Source organism: Brevibacterium sp. AGC70 (genome assembly GCF_057334195.1).
The window spans coordinates 131,287-154,955 of the sequence record NZ_JBHFIH010000014.1; the positions used below are offsets into that span (position 1 = coordinate 131,287).

Annotated in this window: 25 protein-coding genes; 10 read left to right on the forward strand and 15 right to left on the reverse strand. The window is 61.8% G+C overall.

Features of this window, described 5'->3' with window-relative positions; translation table 11 throughout:
• Positions 1–63: 63 nt before the first annotated feature.
• Positions 64–1,869, reverse strand: coding sequence for an ABC transporter family substrate-binding protein (locus ACE03M_RS10725; protein ID WP_485933932.1), 1,806 nt, complete (start codon positions 1,867–1,869; stop codon positions 64–66).
• A 248-nt stretch (positions 1,870–2,117) separates the two neighbouring features.
• On the opposite strand from ACE03M_RS10725, the gene ACE03M_RS10730 reads away from it, so the two are divergent.
• Complete coding sequence (locus ACE03M_RS10730) at positions 2,118–2,708, forward strand: hypothetical protein (RefSeq protein ID WP_485933933.1); 591 nt, start codon at positions 2,118–2,120, stop codon at positions 2,706–2,708.
• Here ACE03M_RS10730 and ACE03M_RS10735 read toward each other — a convergent pair whose 3' ends face one another.
• From ACE03M_RS10735 to ACE03M_RS10755, 5 genes are all read right to left on the reverse strand, one after another.
• A complete protein-coding gene (locus ACE03M_RS10735; protein WP_143921366.1) occupies positions 2,709–3,365 on the reverse strand; it encodes an MBL fold metallo-hydrolase in 657 nt (218 codons plus the stop codon).
• 7 nt (positions 3,366–3,372) lie between these two features.
• A complete protein-coding gene (locus tag ACE03M_RS10740) occupies positions 3,373–4,443 on the reverse strand; it encodes an NADH:flavin oxidoreductase/NADH oxidase (protein WP_485933934.1) in 1,071 nt (356 codons plus the stop codon).
• A 29-nt stretch (positions 4,444–4,472) separates the two neighbouring features.
• Positions 4,473–6,068: an SLC13 family permease gene (locus ACE03M_RS10745; RefSeq protein ID WP_143921364.1), complete on the reverse strand. Its 1,596-nt coding sequence runs from the start codon at positions 6,066–6,068 to the stop codon at positions 4,473–4,475.
• 42 nt (positions 6,069–6,110) lie between these two features.
• Entirely contained in the window at positions 6,111–6,878 is a 768-nt protein-coding gene (locus tag ACE03M_RS10750; RefSeq protein ID WP_485933935.1) for an alpha/beta fold hydrolase, read from the reverse strand.
• A 63-nt stretch (positions 6,879–6,941) separates the two neighbouring features.
• On the reverse strand, positions 6,942–7,583 hold the full coding sequence (locus tag ACE03M_RS10755) for a thymidine kinase (RefSeq protein ID WP_143921362.1): 642 nt from the start codon (positions 7,581–7,583) through the stop codon (positions 6,942–6,944).
• Between the two features lie 161 nt (positions 7,584–7,744).
• Between ACE03M_RS10755 and ACE03M_RS10760 the strand changes: the two genes are divergently transcribed.
• From ACE03M_RS10760 to ACE03M_RS10770, 3 genes are all read left to right on the forward strand, one after another.
• On the forward strand, positions 7,745–9,973 hold the full coding sequence (locus tag ACE03M_RS10760) for an NADP-dependent isocitrate dehydrogenase (protein WP_485933936.1): 2,229 nt from the start codon (positions 7,745–7,747) through the stop codon (positions 9,971–9,973).
• Positions 9,974–10,040: 67 nt separating this feature from the next.
• On the forward strand, positions 10,041–10,529 hold the full coding sequence (locus ACE03M_RS10765) for a LapA family protein (protein WP_485933937.1): 489 nt from the start codon (positions 10,041–10,043) through the stop codon (positions 10,527–10,529).
• A 3-nt stretch (positions 10,530–10,532) separates the two neighbouring features.
• Positions 10,533–11,177, forward strand: a complete 645-nt coding sequence (locus tag ACE03M_RS10770) for a 4'-phosphopantetheinyl transferase family protein (protein WP_485933938.1) — start codon at positions 10,533–10,535, stop codon at positions 11,175–11,177.
• 45 nt (positions 11,178–11,222) lie between these two features.
• Here ACE03M_RS10770 and ACE03M_RS10775 read toward each other — a convergent pair whose 3' ends face one another.
• The gene (locus tag ACE03M_RS10775) at positions 11,223–11,630 is read right to left on the reverse strand and encodes a hypothetical protein (RefSeq protein ID WP_485933939.1); all 408 of its coding nucleotides are present in this window, start codon (positions 11,628–11,630) and stop codon (positions 11,223–11,225) included.
• Positions 11,627–13,054, reverse strand: a complete 1,428-nt coding sequence (gene pdxR / locus ACE03M_RS10780) for a MocR-like pyridoxine biosynthesis transcription factor PdxR (protein WP_485933940.1) — start codon at positions 13,052–13,054, stop codon at positions 11,627–11,629. Before pdxR ends, ACE03M_RS10775 begins: the two co-directional genes overlap by 4 nt.
• A 144-nt stretch (positions 13,055–13,198) precedes the next feature.
• Here pdxR and pdxS point away from each other — a divergent pair, with 144 nt between their 5' ends.
• Genes pdxS through ACE03M_RS10795 form a run of 3 tightly spaced genes read left to right on the forward strand, consistent with a single transcriptional unit; the run spans position 13,199 to position 16,252 of the window.
• The gene (gene pdxS / locus ACE03M_RS10785; RefSeq protein ID WP_101620309.1) at positions 13,199–14,080 is read left to right on the forward strand and encodes a pyridoxal 5'-phosphate synthase lyase subunit PdxS; all 882 of its coding nucleotides are present in this window, start codon (positions 13,199–13,201) and stop codon (positions 14,078–14,080) included.
• Positions 14,077–14,658: a pyridoxal 5'-phosphate synthase glutaminase subunit PdxT gene (gene pdxT / locus ACE03M_RS10790; protein WP_485933941.1), complete on the forward strand. Its 582-nt coding sequence runs from the start codon at positions 14,077–14,079 to the stop codon at positions 14,656–14,658. The genes pdxS and pdxT overlap by 4 nt, the downstream gene beginning before the upstream one ends.
• A 10-nt stretch (positions 14,659–14,668) precedes the next feature.
• A complete protein-coding gene (locus ACE03M_RS10795) occupies positions 14,669–16,252 on the forward strand; it encodes a helicase HerA-like domain-containing protein (RefSeq protein WP_485933942.1) in 1,584 nt (527 codons plus the stop codon).
• A 51-nt stretch (positions 16,253–16,303) separates the two neighbouring features.
• Here ACE03M_RS10795 and ACE03M_RS10800 read toward each other — a convergent pair whose 3' ends face one another.
• From ACE03M_RS10800 to ACE03M_RS10825, 6 genes are all read right to left on the reverse strand, one after another.
• Positions 16,304–17,308: a diacylglycerol/lipid kinase family protein gene (locus tag ACE03M_RS10800; protein ID WP_485933943.1), complete on the reverse strand. Its 1,005-nt coding sequence runs from the start codon at positions 17,306–17,308 to the stop codon at positions 16,304–16,306.
• On the reverse strand, positions 17,262–18,344 hold the full coding sequence (locus ACE03M_RS10805; RefSeq protein WP_485933944.1) for a winged helix DNA-binding domain-containing protein: 1,083 nt from the start codon (positions 18,342–18,344) through the stop codon (positions 17,262–17,264). Before ACE03M_RS10805 ends, ACE03M_RS10800 begins: the two co-directional genes overlap by 47 nt.
• 54 nt (positions 18,345–18,398) lie before the next feature.
• Entirely contained in the window at positions 18,399–19,706 is a 1,308-nt protein-coding gene (locus ACE03M_RS10810) for a carboxylesterase family protein (RefSeq protein ID WP_485933945.1), read from the reverse strand.
• A gap of 10 nt (positions 19,707–19,716) precedes the next feature.
• Positions 19,717–20,226, reverse strand: a complete 510-nt coding sequence (locus tag ACE03M_RS10815) for a phosphoribosyltransferase (RefSeq protein WP_485933946.1) — start codon at positions 20,224–20,226, stop codon at positions 19,717–19,719.
• Positions 20,227–20,285: 59 nt separating this feature from the next.
• Positions 20,286–20,576, reverse strand: a complete 291-nt coding sequence (locus ACE03M_RS10820) for a DUF2087 domain-containing protein (protein WP_485933947.1) — start codon at positions 20,574–20,576, stop codon at positions 20,286–20,288.
• A 362-nt stretch (positions 20,577–20,938) separates the two neighbouring features.
• A complete protein-coding gene (locus ACE03M_RS10825) occupies positions 20,939–21,256 on the reverse strand; it encodes a YchJ family protein (protein WP_485933948.1) in 318 nt (105 codons plus the stop codon).
• A 118-nt stretch (positions 21,257–21,374) separates the two neighbouring features.
• Here ACE03M_RS10825 and ACE03M_RS10830 point away from each other — a divergent pair, with 118 nt between their 5' ends.
• Positions 21,375–21,953: an HhH-GPD-type base excision DNA repair protein gene (locus ACE03M_RS10830; RefSeq protein WP_143921349.1), complete on the forward strand. Its 579-nt coding sequence runs from the start codon at positions 21,375–21,377 to the stop codon at positions 21,951–21,953.
• A 134-nt stretch (positions 21,954–22,087) separates the two neighbouring features.
• Positions 22,088–22,729, forward strand: coding sequence for a hypothetical protein (locus tag ACE03M_RS10835; RefSeq protein WP_485933949.1), 642 nt, complete (start codon positions 22,088–22,090; stop codon positions 22,727–22,729).
• 38 nt (positions 22,730–22,767) lie between these two features.
• On the opposite strand, the gene ACE03M_RS10840 is transcribed toward ACE03M_RS10835, so the two are convergent.
• Positions 22,768–23,049 carry a hypothetical protein gene (locus tag ACE03M_RS10840; RefSeq protein WP_485933950.1) on the reverse strand — a complete coding sequence of 94 codons (282 nt, stop codon included), beginning with the start codon at positions 23,047–23,049 and terminating at the stop codon, positions 22,768–22,770.
• Between the two features lie 60 nt (positions 23,050–23,109).
• Here ACE03M_RS10840 and ACE03M_RS10845 point away from each other — a divergent pair, with 60 nt between their 5' ends.
• The gene (locus ACE03M_RS10845) at positions 23,110–23,601 is read left to right on the forward strand and encodes a hypothetical protein (protein WP_485933951.1); all 492 of its coding nucleotides are present in this window, start codon (positions 23,110–23,112) and stop codon (positions 23,599–23,601) included.
• Positions 23,602–23,669: the final 68 nt, after the last annotated feature.

The window sequence follows — 23,669 nt, forward strand, 5'->3', positions numbered from 1 at the left end:
GGATCACAGAGTGATCCCCACAGCAGCTGGGGGTGAAGGAGAACCGATCGCGTCAGTCGCGGATCAGTTGGTCTCCCACTCCCAGTAGTTCCAGAACATGGTCGGCGACACAGATGTCGACGAGACATTCTTAACCTTGTCACGGTAGATCGTCAGCTCAGGGAACTGGAAGATCGGTGCGCCGAAGGCATCTTCGCTCAACTGGCTCTCCAGATCAGTGAGCAACTTCTCCTGCTCGTCTTCCTTGGATACGAGCAGCTTATCGAGGATCTTGTCCGTCTTCTTGCTCGAGTAGCCGCCGTAGTTGTTCTGAGCACCGGTGCGGAAGTTCGCATCGTTCTCAGTCACGCCTGTGCCCTCAGACTGCCAGCCGAACAGCGAAACATCATAGGTGCCATCGCCGAGGCGAGTGCCCCAGTTGACGTCTCCGACGTCCTCAATCTTGAAACCGGCTTTCTCCGCCGATTCCTTGATGAGCTGGAACTCCTGCTGACGACGCGAGTTCGTGTTGTCGTACATGATGCGCACCTTGGGCGCATCGGCACCGGCTTCCTTGAGGAGCTTCTTCGCAGCTTCAACGTCGACATCGGTGGCGTCGGCAACACCGTTCTCCTTGGTGACCGCGTCGTACATCGGCGAGCCGGGAACCTGTGAGTATGAGTCACGGGTGACGGCTTCCTCATTGAGCGGCTTGATGATCTTCTCGACGATGTCCTCGCGGGGAACGGTTTTGAGGAACGCCTGGCGAACCTTCTTCGCCTTCTCCTCGTCGCCCCCGTTGGCCTCGGGGTCGAATGGACCCTTGTTGTCAAAGGTGAAGTCCACGTGCTCGTAGGTTGCACCGTCGGCCGCGTCGACTGTGACACCGTCAAGGTCTTCAGCAGCGGAGAGAACGTCGGCTGTGGCCTGCGGCTGGGTCATATCGACTTCGCCGTTTTCGATCGCCTGGATCATAGCCATCGGGTCTCCGTTGTAGCGAACCGTCACGGTGTCGACCTTCGGCTTGACGGGGCCGGAATACTGGTCATCGAGTTCAAGAGTGACGTACTGCCCCTCCTTGAAGTCGGTCATCTTGTACGGGCCGGTATGGACGAGGAGATCCTCGTCCTTGGGCATCGATGTGAAGTCGAAGCCCGTGTTCCAGGTGTTCGAGATCTTGGACAGCTTCTCGGTGTCCTTGTCCTTGAGCGCATCGAGGATCGCCTGCTTGCCTTCAGCCGGATCGTCAATTCCGAGAGCCTTCTTAGCCACAATGTGGGCAGGAACACCTACGCCGTCAGCACCCGTTCCGAGCTCGGTTTCCCAGTCGGCGAACGGCTTGGAGTAGCTGAAGGTGACTTCCTTGCCATCGTCGGAAACTTCGGGGAAGTCTTTGATCAGGGCAGACCCTGCGGTTGCCGCATCAAAGTAGACCGTCTTCGCGTCATTCTCCTTGACCGACCCGTCGTCAGCGTTGTTCTGTTCGACGGTGTTGAAGTTCGCGGACTGCCCGGCCCAGGTCAGAGCCAAGTCGGCCGCGTCCACCGGGGTGCCATCGGACCATTTGGCGTCATCATTGAAGGTGTATTTGACCTTCAAAGGATCTTCGGAGACCTGTTCGACACTGCCGAGAGAACCATCCTGGAGCTCAAGCTTGTCGTCATAGTGCTTGAAGTTGTCATTCATCATGTAGGTGAGAATGGCGTTCGAGACGGCATTGCCGTTGGCCGTCAATGTGTTCATCGACCGGAAGGATTCGTTCCATCCGATGTTGATGCTTGATTTCTCTGACGACTTCTCATCGTCTCCGCCGCCGGGGGGTGTGCACGCAGTGAGCACCATTGCTGCTGCGGCAACTGAGGCTCCGGCCGCGAGGAAGCGCTTTTTCACGTTCTCTCCTTGTTGTCATGAGGCTGTTTCGCCCGTGTAGCCACGCCCGCAATCCGGGGCGTGTTGCGCTCGATCACTCCCTGGTCGGGAGTGTGACCGCGTTCATGTTTTTCACATGGAATGCCTCAAAGTTAATTCACGCGGCACTGTGACGGAGTCCACATGCTGAGCATATTTCACAATCGTTACCCTTTCGAGATCAAGGAAACATGCACACAACCTGCAGTCTCAGTGGATAGGATGTTCAGGTGGTGAACAGTGAGATGGATCGCAATGCAGGGAACAATCAGCCGACGATCGTGCGAACGACGAGCTCCACAGTGCTCTTCGTCGTCATCGCGGGGCTCTGCGTGATCGGCCTGGGCTCGATCATTGTCGGAGACTTCACAACACGAGGGCTTGCGGTGGCAGGTATTCCGGTCGCCATCATCACCGTCGTCTACGCCCTCTATCGGTTCCCTCGCGTCGAGCTCAGGCGCAAGGAGATCGCACTGATCAACCCTATGCAGTCCGCGCACATCCCCTGGAACCTCGTCGACGGGTTCGACATCCACTTCGGACTCGGGGTGCGCACCCATGAGAAGGTCTACTCGTCGTGGCCGTTGGCCGGCAGGGGTAAGAAGATGGAGAAGGACGAACACGGCATCCGCAGGCTGATGGACAATCCGAATCCCGCTGTCGATACCGTGCTCGACCGCTACTCCGGCCTCAGCGACGAGGAGCTGGCGAACCCTCGCGGCGAACGCACCATCACAACTTCGTGGAATGTCGGTATCATCGCCGCACTTGTGACTGCCATCATCTGGGCAGGCATCGGCTTCGCCGCCCTGCCCAGCTGATCACCAGCCGCGTTCGCGCCATTCGCTCAGCTTCGGGCGTTCCTCGCCTAGCGTCGTGGAATCACCATGCCCGGGCAGCACCTTCGTCTCATCGGGCAGTTGGTCGAAGACTCGTTCTTCCAGATCGTCCATCAGGGAGGCAAAGTCCTCTGTGCTCCAGGTCTTTCCGGGTCCACCGGGGAACAGCGAATCGCCTGAGAACAGGATGGTCTCTCCCCCGTCGCGCAGCAGCAGGGCGATCGACCCCGGCGTGTGACCGCGGAGGACGATCGCCTGCAGGACGAAACCGCCGAAGTCTCCGACGTCGAGGTGGTCGACCGCTCGCGTGATCTCCACGCCCTCAGCTGCTGTGATCGCCTCCGCATCGTCGCTGCCTGCGATCGTCATCGCGTCGGGGAATGCCGCCGAGGTGGCCGGCAGTGCCCGAATGTGATCCCAATGCTGGTGTGTGGTGATGATCGCGTGCAGCTCAGGGGCCGCCGAGGTGTCCTCGGCTCCCGAGGCGATGAGATCCTTGATCGCCTCAGCATCGTCGGCTGCGTCGATGAGGACCTGTGATCCTGATTCCTTGGCCGTGATCATGTAGACGTTGTTCGCCATCTCGGACACTGCGATGCTGCGGATGACGACGTGTTCGGTTTCGATAGTGTTCGTCATTGTCGGTTCACCATGCTCCTCTTGTGTACTGCGGTGGATACGGTCCCGGTTCGACTCCGAGATCGTGGGCTGCTCTCTGCGGCCACGCCGGTTCGCGCAGTGCCGCCCGTGCCAGGAAGATCGCGTCGGCCTGTTCCGAGGCCAGAATCGTCTCCGCCTGCTCCGGGTCGGTGATGAGGCCGACGCTTCCTGTGTTCACGCCTTCTGCCCGGATCGCTGCCGACAGCGGCACCTGGTAGCCGGGGCCGACTGGAACCTTGACGGGGAAGTTGCCTCCGGAGGAGACATCGATGAGGTCGACGCCGCGTTCCTTGAGGTCACGGGAGACCACGACGGCCTCGGCGATGTCAAAGCCGCCTTCACGCCACTCGCTGGCAGAGAGACGGACGAATACCGGCACCTCCTCGCCCACTGCTGCGCGTACTGTCTGGTAGGTCTCGGTCAGCATTCGCGAACGTCCAGTAAGGTCGCCGCCGTACTCATCCGTGCGTTCATTCGACAGCGGGGACAAGTACGAATGGAGAAGGTAGCCGTGGGCGGCGTGGAGTTCGACGAGGTCGAACCCGGCATCGATGGCTCGGACAGCGGCCGCGGCGAAGGCATCGACCACCTCGGCGATGTCGTCTTTCGTCATCTCCTGCGGCGCTTCGTATCCGGGATAGGCGATGGCGCTGGCACCGAGGGTGGGCCAACCGCCGTCGGCCTCGGGGACACTGCCCCGAGGATTGCCCTCGAAGGGACGGTAGGTGCTGGCCTTGCGGCCCGCGTGTGCCAGCTGCACACCGATGCGACTGCCCTGTGAATGGACGAAGTCAGTGATCGAGGACCACGCCTCTGCCTGATCGTCATTCCAGATGCCGGCATCTTGAGGTGAGATTCGTCCTTCGGGAAGGACAGCGGAAGCCTCGGTGAGGATGAGTCCGAACCCACCCTGGGCACGGGCGCCCAGGTGAACGAGATGCCAGGTGTTGGGCATCCCGTCTTCGGACTCGCAGGAATACTGGCACATCGGGGCGAGCCAGATGCGGTTGGCGATCTCAGTTCCGCGCATTGTCATGGGTGAGAAGAGTTGAGTCATTCCACCAGTCTGCCAATTTCTCTCGTCGTTCAGAGCACGATGTTGAATACTGGTACGGCCAAGACATACACCGTGACCGTGATGAGGACGATTCCGATGACGTTGAGCAGGACGCCGCCCTTGACCATCTGCGCCACCGTCAGGTATCCCGAACCGTAGGCGACGGCGTTCGGCGGCGTCGCGACCGGAAGCATGAACGCACAGGTCGCAGCCAGCGCCACCGGAATTGTCAGCAGCAACGGATCGAGGTCAAGTCCCAGCGCCACCCCGCCGACGACGGGAACGAAGGTGGCCGCGGTCGCGGTGTTCGAGGTCAGCTCCGTGAGGAACAGGATGATCAAGGCGAAGATCGCGACGACGAAGACTGTCGGCAGGACTCCCAATCCGCTCGTGGACTTGCCGATCCACTCGGTCAGTCCCGAGGAGGAGAACTGCGCGGACAGAGCCAAACCACCGCCGAAGAGGAGGAGCACACCCCAGGGCAGCTTCTCGGCAGTGTCCCAGTCGAGGAGGCGGACACCGCGATTGGCTCCGCCGGGAATGAGGAAGAGGAGGAGACCGATGACCATCGCGATGCCCTCATCGCTGATCGGTGGCTCATCGAAGATCAACGGCAGGGAGATCCAGCTGACCGCGGCGAGGACGAACATGCCCAGCACCAGCTTCTCCCCGGTCGACATCGGACCGAGCTTCCGCAATTCCTCACGGATGAGCTCCCGGCCGCCGGGGATCTCATCGATCTCAGGCTTGAACAGCACTTTGACCAGAAGGAACCAGGCGATGACCATCATCACGACCGCCAGAGGGACCCCGACGAGCATCCATTGGCCGAAGCCGATGGAGATGTCGTGGTTGTCCTTGAGGTAGCCGACGAGGAAGAGGTTCGGCGGTGTGCCGATAATGGTGCCAAGGGACCCGATTGAGGCCGAATAGGCGATGCCCAGCATGAGTGCGGTGCCGAAGTTGGACTTCACCACGGCGTCGAGCCCGGTGTCGTCCTGACCCTCGTCTGAGTCCGCGGAGTCAGTGCCCGAAGCATCGGTGACGGCTCCTCCGATGACCTTGCTCACGATCATCAGAACAGAGATTCCGATGGGCAGCATCATCACCGCCGTCGCAGTGTTCGATACCCACATGGACACGAAACCGGTGGCGACCATGAAGCCTGCGATCATCGGTCCCGGCTTGTTGCCCATGACGGACAGCGTGATGAGGGCGATTCGTCGGTGCAGGTTCCATCGTTGCATGGCCAGGGCGATGAGGAATCCACCGAGGAACAGGAAGATGATCGGGTTGCCGTAGGACGCACCGACGGTGTCCATCTCGACCTCGGTGCCGAAGACTGGAAAGGCCACGAGCGGCAGCAGAGAGGTAGCCGCGATCGGCAGTGCCTCGGTCATCCACCACACAGCCATCAACACGGCGACAGCAGCTGTCAGCTTCGCGCCGTGCTCGACCCCGTCGGGCATGATCGCATAGACGAGGGTCGAGAGGATGAGCCCGAGCAGGAAACCGGTCCAGCGTATGCGCACCACCTGCTTGGAGAACCCTGGGGCCCTCTCACCCGGTGAGAGTTCATTGAACTCGGCGGAGTTGTCGGTTCGTGAGTACTGTTCCTGAGTCATCTGCGCTCCTCATTGAGCAAGGTCGGATGCTGTGGACTACATCTACACCCTACTCAAGAACGCCTCGATGTGGTCGAAGACGATGTCGGGATGCTCGGCCATCGGCAGATGAGCCGCATCGGGGATGACAACCATGGCTGAGTCGGCCACCTGTGCCGACAGCTCGGTCATGGCCTCGGGGGTGCAGCCCGGATCCTGTGATCCGGCGATGAACAGGGTCGGCGTGGTGACAGCCTCAAGCCGACCGGTCACGTCGTATTGAGTCAGAGCCCGTGCACAGGCGATATAGGCGGCATCATCGATCATTGCCAGGTCCGTGAGGATGGCCGGTCCCGATGCGATGTCCTCGGTGAGGAAACCGGCGGCGAACCACCGGTCGGCGGTGTCGTCGAGCTGGCCGCGGGTGCCGTCCTCGGTGACGTCCTTGATTCGTTCGGCCCAGGATTCGTCGGTGCCGAACTTCGTCGCCGTCGCACAAGCCACAAGACCAGTCAGCGAGTCAGAGTGTTCGAGTGCCAGCATCAGTCCAATGCCGCCCGAGATCGAGACACCGCAGTAGGTGAACTTCTCCACACCCAGTTCGGCCAGGCTGGTGACGAGGCCTGCTGCGAGATCGGAGACCGTGAAGTCCGCCCCGTCATCGGTTCGAGGAAGTGTGTGACCGGGAAGATCGCTGAGGTAGATCTGATAGTCATCGGCGAATCTGGCCGCGACTGCGGCCCAGAGGGAGACCCTGGTGCCGAGGGCGTTTCCGAAGACGATGGCCGGTGAACCCGGATTGTCATTGAGGGGGTGGACTGCAATGCGCAAGAGTGCTCCTAGCAAGGTTCGAGATCAGATGAGATATTCGAGGTCAGGAGTGCTGTTGGAAGGTCAGGAGACCACCGCACTCAGCCTACCGCCCGAGTACTGGAGATAACAGCGTGGGCACAGTGATTCATAGGTCACCGCGTTGCCGTCGATGGCCACCTGGTCACCGTCGAAGATGAATCGGCCGTCGACGAGCCGTCCGTTGAACATCGCCTTGCGTCCGCAGCGGCAGATTGTCTTGAGTTCTTCCAAAGTGTGAGCAATCTCAAGCAGTCGGGCAGAACCGGGAAAAGCCTTAGTACGGAAATCGGTTCTGATTCCGTAGCACATCACCGGCACCGAGGCGTTGGTGGTGATGCGCATGAGCGAATCGACCTGGAGCGGTTCGAGGAACTGAGCTTCGTCGATGAGCAGGCAGGCCACGCGGGCCTTAGGCGTGTCGATGGATTCGAGCAGAGCATCATGATCGACGTAGTCAGCGTGCTCACGGTAGATGGTCTCAACGTCGGAGCCTGCGGGGATGAGGAAGTCGACTTCTCTGGTGACACCGAGGCGGGAGACGATCTCGCCGGCACCCTTCGTATCGATGTGGGGTTTGGCCAGCAGAACTCGCTGGCCGCGTTCCTCGTAGTTGAAGGCGGCCTGCAGCAGGGCGGTCGATTTTCCGGAATTCATCGCCCCGTAACGGAAGTAGAGCTTGGCCACCGTCGTCCTCTCTGAGTCGTTCGTGATGATTTCTCAGTTGTTCGTCATCATCGTCCTGTTGTGTGTGACGAAACAGAACCCTACCGGGAAGCTGAGCACAACCGGGGCAACGGTAGGATGGGGTGGTCAAACCCCAAGACGATGTGGAGTAGTCCATCACCATGGCCAAAATCATTTATACGCGCACCGATGAAGCGCCACTTCTGGCGACGTACTCGCTCAAGCCGATCATCGAAGCCTTCGCCACCTCTGCGGGCGTCGAGGTCGAGACCCGAGACATCTCCCTGGCTGCGCGTGTACTGGCACAGTTCACCGATCGCCTCCCTGCAGACCAGCAGGTCGCTGATTCCCTGGCAGAGCTGGGCGATCTGGCCAAGAAGCCGGAAGCCAACATCATCAAGCTGCCCAACATCTCGGCTTCCGTCCCCCAGCTCAAGGCCACCATCGCCGAGCTCCAGTCCCAGGGCTACGAACTGCCCGACTACCCGGACGAGCCGTCGACCGATGATGAGCACGATGCCAAGGCTCGCTATGACAAGGTCAAGGGCTCAGCAGTCAACCCTGTCCTGCGTGAGGGCAACTCCGATCGTCGCGCCCCACAGGCAGTGAAGAACTTCGCGAAGGCCCACCCTCATTCGATGGGTGACTGGTCTTCTGACTCGAAGACCAATGTCGCCACGATGGCCGCCGGTGACTTCCGTGACAATGAGAAGTCCGTTGTCATTCCGGCCGATGACACCCTCCAGATTCGTCTGCGTCCTGCCTCGGGCGAGACCGTCGTACTCAAGGAATCGCTGCCAGTCCTCGCCGACGAGGTCATCGACGCCACCAAGATGGATGTGGCTGAGCTCCACAAGTTCCTCAAGGCCCAGATCGCACGGGCCAAGGACGAGGGCATCCTGTTCTCCGTCCACCTCAAGGCCACGATGATGAAGGTCTCCGACCCGATCCTCTTCGGTCACGTCATCGAGGCGTTCTTCCCCGAGGTCTACGCCGAATACGGTGCTGCCCTCGCCGAGGCGGGTCTGACCTCTGACAACGGACTGGCCGCCATCCTCGGCGGGCTCGACGCGCTCCCAGCCGATGTAGCCGAAGGCGTCAAGGCCGGTATCGATAAGGGCATCGCCGAAGGCCCCTCCCTGGCGATGGTGAATTCCGATAAGGGAATCACCAATCTGCACGTGCCCTCCGACGTCATCGTCGATGCCTCGATGCCTGCGATGATCCGCGTCGGCGGCAAGATGTGGAATAAGGACGACGCGACCCAGGATGCCCTGGCCGTCATCCCCGATTCCTCCTACGCCGGTGTCTACCAGACCGTGATCGAGGACTGCCGTACCAACGGTGCCTTCGATCCGACCACGATGGGCACCGTTCCCAACGTCGGACTCATGGCCCAGAAGGCCGAAGAATACGGCAGCCACGACAAGACCTTCGAAATCGCCCAGGACGGCGTTGTCGAGGTCGTCAACTCCGTCGGTGAGGTCATCCTGTCCCATGATGTCGCCGCCGGTGACATCTGGCGTGCCTGCCAGACCAAGGACATCCCGGTCCGTGACTGGGTCAAGCTTGCCGTGACCCGTGCCCGCCTCTCCGAGACTCCAGCCGTGTTCTGGCTCGACGAGACTCGCGCCCACGACCGCAACCTGCGGGCCAAGGTCGAGGCGTACCTCGGCGACCACGACACCGAGGGCCTCGACATCCGCATCATGAACCCGGTCGAGGCGACTCAGTTCTCGATTGATCGCATTCGTCAGGGCAAGGACACCATCTCGGTGACCGGCAATGTCCTGCGTGACTACAACACCGACCTGTTCCCGATCCTGGAACTGGGCACCTCGGCGAAGATGCTCTCCGTGGTTCCGCTCATCGCCGGTGGCGGCCTGTTCGAGACGGGAGCCGGCGGTTCGGCCCCGAAGCACGTCCAGCAGCTGGTCGAGGAGAACCACCTCCGCTGGGATTCCCTCGGTGAGTTCCTCGCCTTGGCCGAATCCTTCCGCCACGAGTTCAACGTCCACGGAAACGCCCGTGCCGGAGTTCTCGCCGACACGCTCGATGCTGCAACCGGCAAGTTCCTCGAAGAGAACAAGTCGCCTTCACGCAAGGTCGGCGAGATCGACAACCGCGGCAGCCACTTCTACCTCACCCTCTACTGGGCGCAGAACCTGGCCCAGCAGACCACGGACGAGCCGCTGGCCGAGGCCATCAAGCCTGTTGCCGAAGCTCTCGAGTCCAACGCCGATAAGATCTCGGCCGAACTTCTCGAAATCCAGGGAAGCCCTGCCGACCTGGGTGGCTACTACTACCCGGAGGAGACCAAGCTCGACTCGGTCATGCGGCCTTCGGCTACGCTCAATGAGATCATCTCCACCCTGAGTGCGAAGGTCTGATCTGACTTCTTCAGTTCAGACACCGCAACACCTCACTCATGCGCCCATCAGCGACTATGATGGGCGCATGAGTACTCAAGACCCACGTGGCGAATCACAGACGCCCGACGAGCTGCTGGCCGAGACGCAGTCCGTGCTCGGCGACGAGGACCCGGCGACCGGCAGCACCCGCGAGGTCGCACCGACTCAGCAGGTTGATCCGACGCAGCGCATCGAATCCGAGCAGCAGACCGAACCGACACAGCGCCAGGAACCGACTCCTGCAGGCAAGGATGCCGAACTGGCACGGCTCAAGGGCGGCTCCGGCATGTCGGCGGGAATGTGGGCATCCCTCATCCTCGGCGCCGTCATCGTCGTGCTCCTGCTCATCTTCATCCTGCAGAACAACGTCCCCGCCGAGTTCCAGTACTTCGGCTGGCAGTTCCAGCTGCCCCTCGGCGTTGCCATGCTCTTCGCCGCGATCGGCGGAATCTTCATCGCCGGCATCATCGGATCCGTGCGCATCTTCGTGCTCAACCGCAAGCTGAGGAAGATCTCGAAGGCTCTGGGCAGCTGATACATGGAGTCCCACCCTGGTTTCACACTCCTGCCCACCCAACTCGATTCGACCATCGTCCTCGCCGACACTGACGCCGAAGCCGAATGGGCCCGCATCGATCTCTCTTCGCTGACGAAGCAGGAGATGAACTATGCGACGGAATTCGAACCCGATGCCGCGGCTACGTGGGCTGCGGGTCGAGTCATCCTCCGTCACGTCCTCGGCGCACACCTGGACCGCGACCCTGCAGACATCGAGATTCGCCTCGATTCGGCCGGCAAACCGCGAGTAGAGGAGTGCGAATTCTCCGTGACTCGAGCCAGGCGTTTGGTTCTCGTCGCCGTGGCCGACGATCCCATCGGTGTTGACCTCGAAGCTGTACCCGAGCATGCGGTTGCCGCCGAGGCGATGGCGTTGCTTCACCCGAAGGAGCAAGCCGAACTCGAGCAGGTCGCAGCTTCCGATCTGGCAACAGATTTCGTGCGCGTGTGGGCCCGGAAGGAAGCCTTCCTCAAGGCTCTGAGCACTGGCCTGGCACGTGACCCTGCGATGGACTACATCGGCGCAGCCGCGTCACCCAGCTCTCCGCACCCCGACGTCGAGATCTTCGACCTGGAGTCAGGACTGCCAGCGGGCTACCACGCCGCCATCGCGTTCAACCGCTGACGGTCGCTCTCGGTCACTCGGGTCCTCAGTCCAAGACGGTCTCGGTCAGTCGCTGCGTGTTGTGGCCCCGCCGGAAGCTTCGTCCTCGGCGAAATCGGGGCCATTGGCCCCGGTGGTGAACACGACTGCAATGGCCAACGAGCCGAGTGCCATGTAGCCGAGCCAGACGAAGCCTGCCGCCGAGCTTCCGGCGAGGGCGAGGATCACGGCGATGATCGTCGAGACCACCCAGAGCGAATCGAATATCGCCAGGTACTTCACATAGCTCTTCTCACTCTTGCGGGCGCCGTAGGAGATCTCCGTGGCGGCGCTGAGGAAGAGCAGGACGATCGCCGTGATCGCCAGCCACCTGGGCGCAAGCAGGAATGCCTCGACCGCGGGAAGAAACGCGCAGAGTGCGACCGCGACGAGCAGTTTGAAGACGCCATCGGCGACGAACCCGAATTTCATCATTCCCCGATCCTACTCAACCGCTCCTGCACCGTCTCCAACGCCTGATGCAGCACGGCGGCTTCGACGTTCGAGTGGGCGATGACGATACCGTGTCTGACGTCGCTGTCCGCACTCCATCCGGCCGCCAGCGAGGCCACAAGGATCCCTCGCTCTGCCAGGTCGGTGCGCAGCTGTGCTGCGGTGGCCTCTCGTGTCTCGATGACGAGGGTTCGACCGTCGTGGACGAGACCGGGAATCGCACCGACCTGAGCAAGGACCGCCTCGGCGGCTCTGAGCCTGCGCCGGCCACGCGAGATTCTGCGACGCAGCCCTCCCGAGCTCAGATAGGATGCGATCGCTGTCTGCATGACCGGTGAGAACGCCGGGCCCAAAGCGGTGCGCATGCCGCTCAATCGGCGGCCGAGCTCCCCGTGGGCGATGATGTACCCGGTGGACACGGCAGAGGTCAGCAACGTTGAGAACGTGCCGATGTGGACCACCTGTGCCGGGGCATCGGTGGACACCGCGAGATCGTAGAGGGTGGGCACCACTGTCCGGGCGTAGCGGGCTTCGCTGTCGTAGTCGTCTTCGATGACGATGACGCCGGTCGCCTGTGCCCATTCCAGGAGTCTGACCCGCCGGTCGATGGGCATGGTGGTCCCATGCGGGAACTGGTGGTTGGGAGTCACGACGACCGCGCCGAGGTGGTCAGCGGAGACAGCGGGCAGACGCGTGGTGTCGATCGGCTTGAGATCACGATCCGACATGGCTTGACGCAGTCCCGGAAATCCGGGGTTCTCGACGCCGATCGCACCCTCGACTCCCGTCGTGAGGAGCAGGCGGAGCCCATCACGGGATCCGCTGGTGAGGATGATGTCATCGGGGTCGACGCTCATCCCCCGCGTCAGGCGCAGGTGGTCGGCGATCGCCCATCTGGTCTGCGGCTGTCCCAACGGATCGATCGGACCAGGATCGATGTCGAGCGAATCACGCCAGGCTCTGCGAAACGCGGGTTCCTGCAGCGGGTTGTCTCCGCCGAAGCCGGGACGCAGGTCGACGAAGCTGCGCAGTCTGCGTCGTGGAACCTGCGGTTGGCGCATGCGCGGATTGCGTGTGCGTGCGGTGTTCGGCAGCTCCGGGTTCACCCGTGTGGATGAGCGTTCAGCCGTGGTGAGAAACCCTTCGACGACGAGTTGGGCATACGCGGTTTCGACCGTCCCACGCGAGACGTCGAGGTGGGCGGCCAGGCGCCTGCTGGCAGGCACCGGCTCTCCGGGGCGAACCGCTCCGGCGGCGATGAGCCGCCTGATCTCCGCCACCAGCTGATCGGGCAGCGGCGTCGGCAAATTCCGGTCGATGTCGATGGGCAGTGCGATCCCGTCGGCCCGGGGCAGAGCTATGTCTGATTGGGCAGCATCGGTGTGCGTCGGCTGAGCTGGAGGCATGTATCGATCATACTGGCCTAAAACGTTTCATGTTTTCTGGCACTCCTGGTGAGCCACTTCAAGATCTAGTGTTGTGGTGAACGGCCGTTCTCACCGACCAGCTCGCCCATTCCATCGGGCGCACCACAAACTGAAGGCACGACAATGACACAGACACAGACCCTGCTCAACACCGGCCTGGCCCAGATGCTCAAGGGCGGCGTCATCATGGACGTCGTCAACGAAGAGCAGGCCCGCATCGCGGAGGCGGCCGGAGCCTCGGCGGTCATGGCACTCGAACGTGTGCCCGCCGACATCCGCGCTCAGGGCGGAGTGGCCCGGATGAGCGACCCCGACCTCATCGACGGAATCACCGCTGCCGTGTCGATCCCGGTCATGGCCAAGGCCCGTATCGGGCATTTCGTGGAGGCGCAGATCCTCGAGACTCTCGGTGTGGACTATATCGACGAATCCGAGGTCCTGTCCCCCGCAGACTTCGTCAATCACATCGACAAGTCCGTGTTCAAGGTTCCCTTCGTCTGTGGTGCGACCAACCTCGGCGAGGCTCTGCGGCGCATCACAGAGGGCGCGTCGATGATCCGTTCCAAGGGTGAGGCAGGCACCGGTGACGTCTCCGAGGCGATGCGCCACCTGCGGACCATCAACTCCGAAATCAGAGCCCTGGGTGCCAAGAGCGAGGACGAGCTCTATGTCGCGGCCAAGGAGCACGCGGCCCCGTACCACCTGATCAAGCAGGTCGCCGGCCTGGGCCGATTGCCCGTCGTGACCTTCGTCGCCGGCGGCATCGCCACTCCGGCGGACGCTGCGATGATGATGCAGCTGGGCGCCGACGGCGTCTTCGTCGGATCCGGCATCTTCAAGTCCGGCAACCCCGAGGCCCGTGCCAAAGCCATCGTCGAGGCGACCACCCACTTCGACGATCCGATCGCCGTGGCCAAGGCCTCACGTGGGCTCGGCGATGCGATGGTCGGCATCAATGTCGCAGACGTTCCAGCACCCCACCGTCTGGCGGAGCGCGGCTGGTGAGAGTCGGCGTCCTCAGCCTCCAGGGAGCCTTCCGAGAACACCTCGCTGTCCTCGACTCCCTGGGGGTCGCCACCCGCAAGGTCACCAGGCCGGAGCACCTCGAGAACATCGATTCCATCATCCTGCCCGGCGGTGAGTCATCGGCCATGGTTCGCATCGCCGCCACGACTGAGCTCTTCCCCGTACTCGGGGAGAAGATCAGCGCTGGACTGCCGGTCTTCGGCACGTGCGCCGGGCTCATTCTTCTTGCGGATCGACTCACGGATGCTTCGTTGGACGGTTTCGACCGCCTCGGCGGACTTGATGTGACCGTGGCCCGCAACGCCTACGGCAGGCAGCGGGAATCTTTCTGTGCACCAGTACAGGTCACCGGCCTCGACGGCGCATTCGACGCAACATTCATCCGGGCCCCGCAGATTCTGGATCTGGGTACCGGTGTTGAGGTGCTCAGCGAATACGCCGCAGTACCCGTGTTGGTGCGGCAGGGCAATATTTGGGGCGGCAGTTTCCATCCGGAGCTCGGGTCGGATATGAGGATCCACGAAGAATTCCTGCACAGCCTCGGCGCGACCGTGTAAAGATTGAACCATGACGAATGAGACGCTGCAGAAACTCAAGTCCGGATACACCTTCGATGCGCAGACCTTGCATTTGGGGGTGGCGCTGAACGAGGACGTACCCGACAAGGACACGCCCATCTCGATCCCTCTGTCGATGCTCAACCGGCACGGACTTGTTGCTGGCGCCACCGGCACCGGCAAGACAGTGACCCTCCAGGTCCTGGCCGAGCAACTCTCTCGCGCTGGTGTTCCCGTCTTCGCGTCCGACATCAAGGGCGACCTGTCGGGAATCGGCGCGGCGGGCAAGGCGTCTGACAAGCTGAGCACACGACTCGAGGCTTCGGGTCAGGAGTGGAAGTCATCGGCCAACCCCACCGAGTTCTACACTTTGGGAGATTCGGGACTGGGAACCCCGCTGCGGGCCACCGTCACCTCGTTCGGACCGATCCTGCTCTCCAAGGTCCTCGAGCTCAATGACACCCAGGAATCGGTGCTCTCACTGGTCTTCCACTATGCCGACACTGCCGGCCTCGCGCTCCTCGATCTCTCCGACCTGCGCGCGGTGCTGAACTTCCTCACCTCCGATGAGGGCAAGGCCGACTTGGAAGACATCGGTGGAGCCTCGAAGGCCACCGTGGGTGTCATCCTGCGAAAGATCTCCGAGCTCTCTGCGCAGGGCGGCGATGTGTTCTTCGGCGAACCGGAATTCGACACCGCCGATCTGCTGCGCCTTGACGACAACGGGGCCGGAATCGTCTCTGTGCTCGAGCTCCAGAAGCTCAATCAGTCCCCTGCGCTCTTCTCCACGTTCCTGATGTGGCTGTTGGCCGACCTGTTCCAGGATCTGCCGGAGGTCGGCGATGCCGACAAGCCCTCACTTGTGTTCTTCTTCGACGAGGCGCACCTGCTCTTCGCCGATGCTTCGAAGGCGTTTCTGCAGTCGGTGACGCAGACCGTGCGTCTCATCCGTTCGAAGGGCGTCGGCGTCTTCTTCGTCACACAGACTCCGAAGGACGTGCCCGATGATGTGCTGGCCCAGCTGGGTTCGCGCATTCAGCATCAGCTGCGCGCGCATACTCCCAACGATGCCAAAGCGCTGAAGTCGACAGTGCAGACGTTCCCGAAGTCCGACTACGATCTCGAGGAACTGCTCACTTCGCTGGGTATCGGCGAGGCGATCGTGACGGTGATGGACCCAGAGGGGGCTCCCACGCCCGTGGCTCCGACGAGGATGCGTGCGCCCGAATCGCAGATGGGACCGATGTCCGAGGACGACATCAAGGCCGCCGTTGCGGCATCTCCGCAGCAGGAGAAATACGGCACTGCCATCGACAACGAGTCTGCTCGAGAGATCCTCACGAAACGCCTGGAAGCAGGTTCCGAGGCCCACGACGAGGAGCAGGCAGCCAAGGACAAAATTGCGTTCCCGGAGGACTCGGCACAGGACTCCCGGTCGGGATCAGGCTCGCGGTCGTCTACGGGGGCGAAGCAGAAGGAGGACGACAGCATGTTCTCCAAGGTCGTGCAGTCCTCGGCGTTCAAGCAGTTCACTCGCACTGCGGTCCGGGAGATCACACGCGGAATCTTCGGCACCTCCCGTCGTCGGCGTTGATTCACCATTAGTCCAGCGCTACTTCTGCGCCAATCCGGCGCTGCTTCTGCGCTAGTTCGGCGTTAAGACCGTCAGCGCGGTCGTTCCGGCCCGCAGGTCCAGCCGGCGGCAGTCACCGATGAGGTCACCGTCGAGCTGGACCGGCGCGGGAGCCTCAACGCTGATGCTGAGTTCGGTTCCTCGCCAGTAGTGCATCGAGGAGTGAGCTGTTGGACGTCGGTTCGCACAGTCCCAGCCGATCTGTGCCCATTCGCAGAGGCGGCCACCAGCTTGTGTCGTTCTCAGCTCCACAGCGAGGAATTCGAACTCTCCTGCACCGACCTCGGCGTGGGCGAACACCGGAATAGGTCCGGCAGGTCGTGCGGTCTTCGATGCCATCACCGACCACACTTCAGTGCCGGTCGTGCCGTCGAACTGTGGGCTGGCCACGTGTGGGTCGTCGAGTCGGGCCTTGAGCAGTGGCGCGAAGAGAGCCTGGCTGGCGCCGTAGGCATAGCCGAGGATTCCCAGTCTCAACGCTGCCGGCAATTGTGTGCGCCCGGATATTGCTCTCGCATCTCCCCCGACTCCTGCCAATGACACGAAGTGCTCACGGCGTGGACCAGTCGCGGTGAAGCAGTCTGCTTCGTTCACGGGGACATCGCAGCTCAGCACCGGCTGAGATCCCAGATGCGCTTCGGCCAATCCCAGCGCAGACGCAGTCGAGCGGATTCCAAGGTGCCGGGCCAGGACATTCGCAGTTCCGGTCGGAATGATGAGCACAGGCACCTGCGCTGCCGCTAGCACCGGAGCGCAGACGCGCAGCGTTCCATCGCCTCCAAGGACAACGATGAGCTCTGCACCCCAGTCAAGCAGTCGCGAGGTCTGCTCGGTCCCTGGCCAGTGCTGTGTCGTTGTTGCGCTGCGATACGTGATCCGGTCCCGGTTGAGGATCTCGACGAGTCGGGCATAGGCGCGCATGGTCCGTGCGTGCTTCGGGTTCGCGAGGATTCCGACCTTCATCGCAGCCTCAAGCGAAGGCGGGGTGAGAGGCGGCGACAGCCTCGGCGCGGTCATGGTCGACAGCATTGTTGTCGAAGGGTTCGATGATCAGGCGTGGTCCGGTCTTGCGCGGTGAGCGCTTCCATGTTGCCCGTGCCTTGGTGCCTTCGATGAGGGTGTTCTTGAACATGCCGTTGCTGCCGGGGACGACCAGCTTCTCGTGTGTCGGATCCAAGGTGGCGCTGCGGTCCTTGTACCCGAGGATGATCTCATCGAATCCCGGAAGCAGCAGCAGTTCGTTCGCCTGTGACTGGCTCTCTTGCAGGCGGTCTTCGAGCTCGGGTGCTTGGTAGTGCTCACGGCCGTCGATGCTGATTTCGACGATCTCTCCGTCGGAGACGGCTGCGGCGATGGCTGTGCGCACCGGTGTCTTGGGCAGTCCCGTCCACCGTGCGGCGTCGTCGATCGTCACGGGCCCGTGGCTGAGGACGTAACGTCGCATCCATTCGTGGAGAGCGGCCTCTGCATCGAGTTCCACGGGGTTCGGGATCCAGTCCGCGGTGAGGACGTATCTCATATCGTCTCTGCCGTCGACCATCGGCCCCTGGGCGATGATGTTGCGCAATGCCAGGGTGGTGATGAGGTAGCGTTCGTGCCCGTATTCCTCGCCCGCCTGCAGGGGTTCGAAGGCGTCGAGCAGTTCCTGGCGGGTGAGGGGTCCGTGGGCACGGATCGCTTCTTCGGCCAGCTGTGCGGCGTCGTCGACCATGGCATCGTCGATGCCGAAGACCTCACGCCGCTTCGCCACAGCTTTCAAGGTTCGTTGTCCGGTCAGCCCGAGGATCCAGCCAAGGTCCTCAGCCGCAGTCAGGTGGATCGTGCCTCGCTGCGTCCACGTCCGGATGATGTCCCCAGAATCCATCGCCTCGCGAACGGCAGCGACCGAGGACCCTGTGCGAAGAGCGACCGATACCAAGGCACCACCCAGCGCCTGAGCCTGGACACACCCGAGATGTCGGACAGCCGAGAGCGCTGTGACGGTTCCCGATTGCGCAGAACCGATGAGTCCCTGGGAGATCAGACGGGCGGCTGAGACCTGCTGTGAGTCCATGTGCCCACGATAGTCCACGGCACTGACGCAACCTTGAGCTTCCGCGTCGCTGGATCAGCCGAGGATGTCGATGAGTCCGGGCACAGGCACCCGCGGCAGTGCGCCGGAGGCCGTGAACCGTCCCCAGATTCTGCGCAGTTCCGGACCGGCGATCTGTGCCGATACTCCGTAGTCGAGGAAACTGTCATGCCAGACGTCGCCGGGGAACAGCAGTGGGAGGTCACCGGAGTGTGCTGCGTCGAAGAAGCTGCCATCACCGCGAGAGACGATGAGGAGGCGTGTGCCTTGGCCGCCCGCCATGCGGTGTCGATCGTAGAATTCTTTGGCTGCACGAGTGTAGACCGCCGAGGTGATGCCTGAGATCAGCGATTCGAGCATCGGTGAGGTCAGGTGCCGATTGTGGAGCCGACGGAAAGCCGGTACGAAACCGGCGAAGAAGGCGATCTCGCGTTCGGTGCGGGTCATGAGCACGTCGTATTTGCGTGCGGCCTCAGCCCATGCTGCGTCGGCGTCGGCTTTCGCCGGCAGCGGGTGGTCGCCGTAATGGACGCCGAAGCACATGCCGGCGTGCAGTCCACCGACCAATGCCGCCCTGTGCACTTCGTCTTGTGCGGCGAGGATGTCGTCGACACTGGCGTCGGGGTCGATCTTCTCAGCGACCTTCGCCATGGCCCAGTTCATCGGTTCGGTGCCACCGGCGAGTCCCAGCGGCGCCGAGGCCAGGATCACTCGGTGGAAGAGGTCATCAGCTCCCTCGGCGATCATCAGGTGCGCGCATGCGTCAGCACCGGCGCTCTGCCCCGCGATCGTGACATTGTGCGGGTCTCCCCCGAATGCCGCGATGTTGCGCTGGACCCAGCGCAGAGCCGAGATCTGGTCGAGGAGGCCGAGATTGGAATGCTCAGGTTTGCCCGTTCCCAAGAACCCCAGGACGCCGAGGCGGTAGGTGACCGAGACGACAATGATGTTCTGTTCCTCGACGAGGGTATGCGGATCGTAGATCTCCGCATCCCCGGCGCCAGCGACATAGGCACCGCCGTGGATCCACACGAGCACAGGCAGCGTCGAGTGGTCTTCGCCTGCGTCCACGGGAGTTGTCACGCTCACCCGCAGACAGTCTTCACTGGTGGGCAGGCCGCCAAGCTGGTCGAAGGTCATTCCCGCGTTCGGGTCGCGTCGGTACTGCGGACTTCCGGGACCGGGCTCTCTGCCATCGACGACGTCTGCAGGCGGCTCATCGACGGGACGGGCGAAACGCAGCGCGCGGGCATAGCGGATGCCCCGAGCGCGGATCACGTTGCCGTCGACGTAGGCTCGGACCCGACCGCACGGGGCCTCGACGTCCCGCCAGGCATCCATCATGGCCGGCAGCTTACTTGGAGGCGACGACCGGGGGCTCGGCCGACCAGGGGAAGACGATCCACTGATCCGTGCGCTTCCAGACGAAGTCCGGGTCGATGATGGATGCTGACTTTGCGTAGATCACTGCGGACTGGGCTTCGGCGCCGTGCTTCTTCAGCAGTTCGAGGACCAGGGCGAGGGTGCGCCCTGAGTCTGCGACGTCGTCGACGACGAGCAGCTTCTTTCCTTTGATGGCCTCGATGTCGAGCATCGGCGCCAGGAGAATCGGATCGGGCAGAGTCTCATGGACGTCGGTGTAGAACTCGACGTTGATGGCGTCAGAGAGCTTGAGGCCGAGTGCGTAGGCCAGTGCACCAGCCGGCAGCAGGCCGCCACGGGCGATTGCGATGACGATCTCAGGGTCGTATTCGGAGTCGGCGATGGTCTGCGCCATCTCCCTGGCCGACGTACCGAATGTGTCCCATGTCAGGATCTCTTTGTCGTTGAGATCGGTCGAATCGGCGTGGTATGCCTGGCCCATGAAGACTCCTAGTGAATGCCCGTTGTTTACCCGAGCTTCAAGGATACGTGGTCGCCGACTCAGCGCAGAAACGTCTCGAAGGCCGCCGTTTCCTGGCCGAGGTGTCCACTGCGCTCAGGCAACGGATTGTTCACCCAGTACTGACCGGTGTGCGCATCGCGGTTCAGGTATCTGTAATCGATGAGTTCCCGACGCAGTCGTGCGAAATCCGGGTGGAAGGCTTCGAGGATCGTGTTGACGTCCTTCTCGCGGTAGATCCGGTCGGTTTCGAATACTCTGAGGATCTCCAACAGGATGACGACTAGGGCCCTACGCTTCGAAGGGATGGACACAAGACGGCCATCGCTCATGAACGTTCTCAACGTTTTGGCCCTGAAGGCATCTGCTTTGGGATCCATCGGCGGTGATGCGTTGTGGCTCTGATGCTCGTGAACTCGGCCTTGTAGCACTGCAGCGCGGGCGGAGGTGAAGTTCAGTTGAACTCATGCGCTGGCGAACGAGATGTTTGAAGTCTTTGTGCTTGGTCATGGCGCCTGATCCTCAACAACCAAGTCTCCCCCAGCACGAAACCTGGTCAAGAGATCACCGTGACAGGTTCGTCCGAGGATTCTCTCCCCTTCACCGAATGGTCAGTGAGCTGGGATCACGACCGAGGTTGGGCGATGGATGCGCCGCTGCCAACAGTATAGACACAGTTCGTCAGTGATGCCGATCAGTCGATGGCGTCGAGGTAGACCCAGCGACCGGCCCTGCGAACGAATGAGGAGTTCTCCTCAAGTGTGTGTTCGCCGAGGTGGTCCCTGCAGGTGGCACGAAAGTGCACCGTTCCCGTTTCGTCGGCTTCCGATCCACCTGTCGTGCCTAGAATCTCCAGACCCAGCCAGGTGGTGTCGGTGTCGAGACCGATGTCGGCCGGCCTGGTCTTGGCATGCCAGGTGCGGAACAGGTGGTCCTCGTTTTCGCGGGCGAATGCGGTGTAGCGGGAGCGCATGAGCGCCTCAGCAGTCGTTGGCCATGCCTGTCCGTCCAAGACGGGACGGCAGCAATCGTCGTAGTCGGCGCCGGGCGGCATTCCAGAACAAGGGCAGATCATGACTCGATGGTATCTCTGAGGTGCTTGCGGGCTGGTTACATGCCACTATGGACGCATGAGTTCAGTTTTCCTCTCCGGCAACTCCGAGGCCGATGCCCTACTTGCCGATGACCCATTCGCCCTGCTGATGGGAATGCTGTTGGATCAGCAGGTGCCGATGGAAGTGGCGTTCGCTGGACCTGCGAAGCTTGCTGAGCGTCTGGGCAAGCTCGATGTGGTCGAGATTGCTGAGATGAACCCGGATGAGTTCCTGGAGAAGTTCTCGATCAAACCTGCGGTGCATCGTTTCCCGAAGTCAATGGCGACAAGGGTGCAGAAGCTCGCAGCGGAGATCGTCGACGGATACGACGGCGACACTTCAGCCATCTGGACGTCCGGAGACCCGACTGGTCCAGAGGTTCTCAAACGATTGAAGAAGCTGCCTGGCTTCGGCGATCAGAAAGCGAAGATCTTCCTGGCGCTCCTCGGCAAGCAGTTCGAATTCAACGCCGACGGATGGCGTGAGGCAGCTGGTGACTACGGTGATGAAGACAGCCGTCGTTCAATCGCCGATGTGGTCAATGAGGACACCTTGCTGGAAGTCCGCGCCTTCAAAAAGCAGCAGAAGGCCGCTGCGAAAGCAGCGAAGAAGTAGGTCCACTCACTCACGGGCAAGTTATCCACAGATTCAACTTCGCCTGTTCTCAAAGTCGCAGTTCTCGCATAATGTAGAGATTCCAGGCGAGATTCGTATATCTGCGCCGGAGTTCTCGACCACAGAGGCGTGGAATGAAGACTGGACCTGGCGGACGTATCCGCTATCGAACGACGACAGCACTGACGTTGGCAGCGGCACTTGCCCTGCCCCTCGTGCTCTCAGGGTGCGAAGACCATTCCCCTGTCGCCGCACCGACATCGACACTGCCCGCCAAGGATTCTTCCGCGGCAACCCCTGCAACTGATCCGCAGCCGACAATCCCCGCCTATGAGACCGAACTCGATTTGAGCCCCGAAGAAACGGAAGCCGTTGAAGGGGCGTTGATTGCGTTCGAAGGGTTTCTAGCCTCAATTAATGGAGCCTACTCAGGGGACTACGAAAAAGTGAAGGACTTCCCTAAGTATTCAAGTGGTCAAGCACTTGACTCGATCATCAACGAGGCCGAATCCATAAAGGCCCGACAGACAGAATTTGACGGCAAAATCAATCCGACTTCAGTCGAGATATTCGAAGTATCTGGCTCCCCGGAAGACCGATCCTCACCAAACGTAATTGTTCATTTCTGCGTAGATACTAGTCAATGGTCGTTAACCCAGGCGGGAGCGAAAGCAACCAGTAATCCTGACGGTTTTGTGACGATGGAGCACACAATCTTATTCGATAACGGCACCTGGACGGTTGACAAGCAATCGCTATGGGAGCGCAAGTGCTAAAGCTGATTTGGCTCAAGACCGCTATCGCTTGTCTCGCCTCAGTAGTGGTTCTTCTGCACTTTTCTACTCCGGCACTGGCTGGGCCAGGGTGCAGTATTGGTGACACCAGTAAGTGTGATGTCGTAAAACCACCAGGCCCACCTCCGCCACCCGGCCCCGCCCCAGGCCCCGGAGGTGGGGACGGATCCGATGGCGCAGGTAGCGGCGGAGGAAGCGACAGCGGGGGCGCTGGCGGCGGCAATGGTTCCGGTGGTGGGGACAGCGGCTCCGGTGGCGGAGGCAGCGGGCTGCCCGACTGCGTCCTCGAGGAAGTCGGTCATATTTGTGCGAATCTTCCAGGTCCCGGCCCTGGCCCCGGTGGCGGTGGAGGCGGTGCTCCTGTGAGGCCCGAGCCACCGACCCGTATTCCTGAGTCTCAATTCCAGACCTTCGACATTCCGGCCCCGACGATTCATGCCTGGCCCAAGGATTGGGCCGTCATCGGCAAGCCAGCTGCCTTCTGGACGGATGCCGATACCAGCTACATCGACATGACCCTGCTGACGTACGCAGTCACGGTGAAGGTCACCCCTGAAAAGTACTACTGGGACTTCGGCGATGACACCGGTGGCACCACATCGAAGACAGGGTCGAAGCCACGGCCCGGCGACGAGCCCCAGATTGGTCACGACTATCAGAAGACCGGAACGAAGACTGTCGGCATGACCGCGACGTTCAGTGGCGAATTCTCTGTCGACGGTGGCCCATGGCTGCCCATCGACGGTTTCGCACACGTGGCAAGCAACGACATCTCCATTGATGTCTATCGCTTCCACCGCTACCTCGTTGATGAGGACTGCTACATGAACCCGCGGGGACCTGACTGCAATTGACCCTCCGCTCACAGTGGCATCGAATCCTTTACGACTCGGAATCATCATCCGCGGCACTGGCCCGAAGG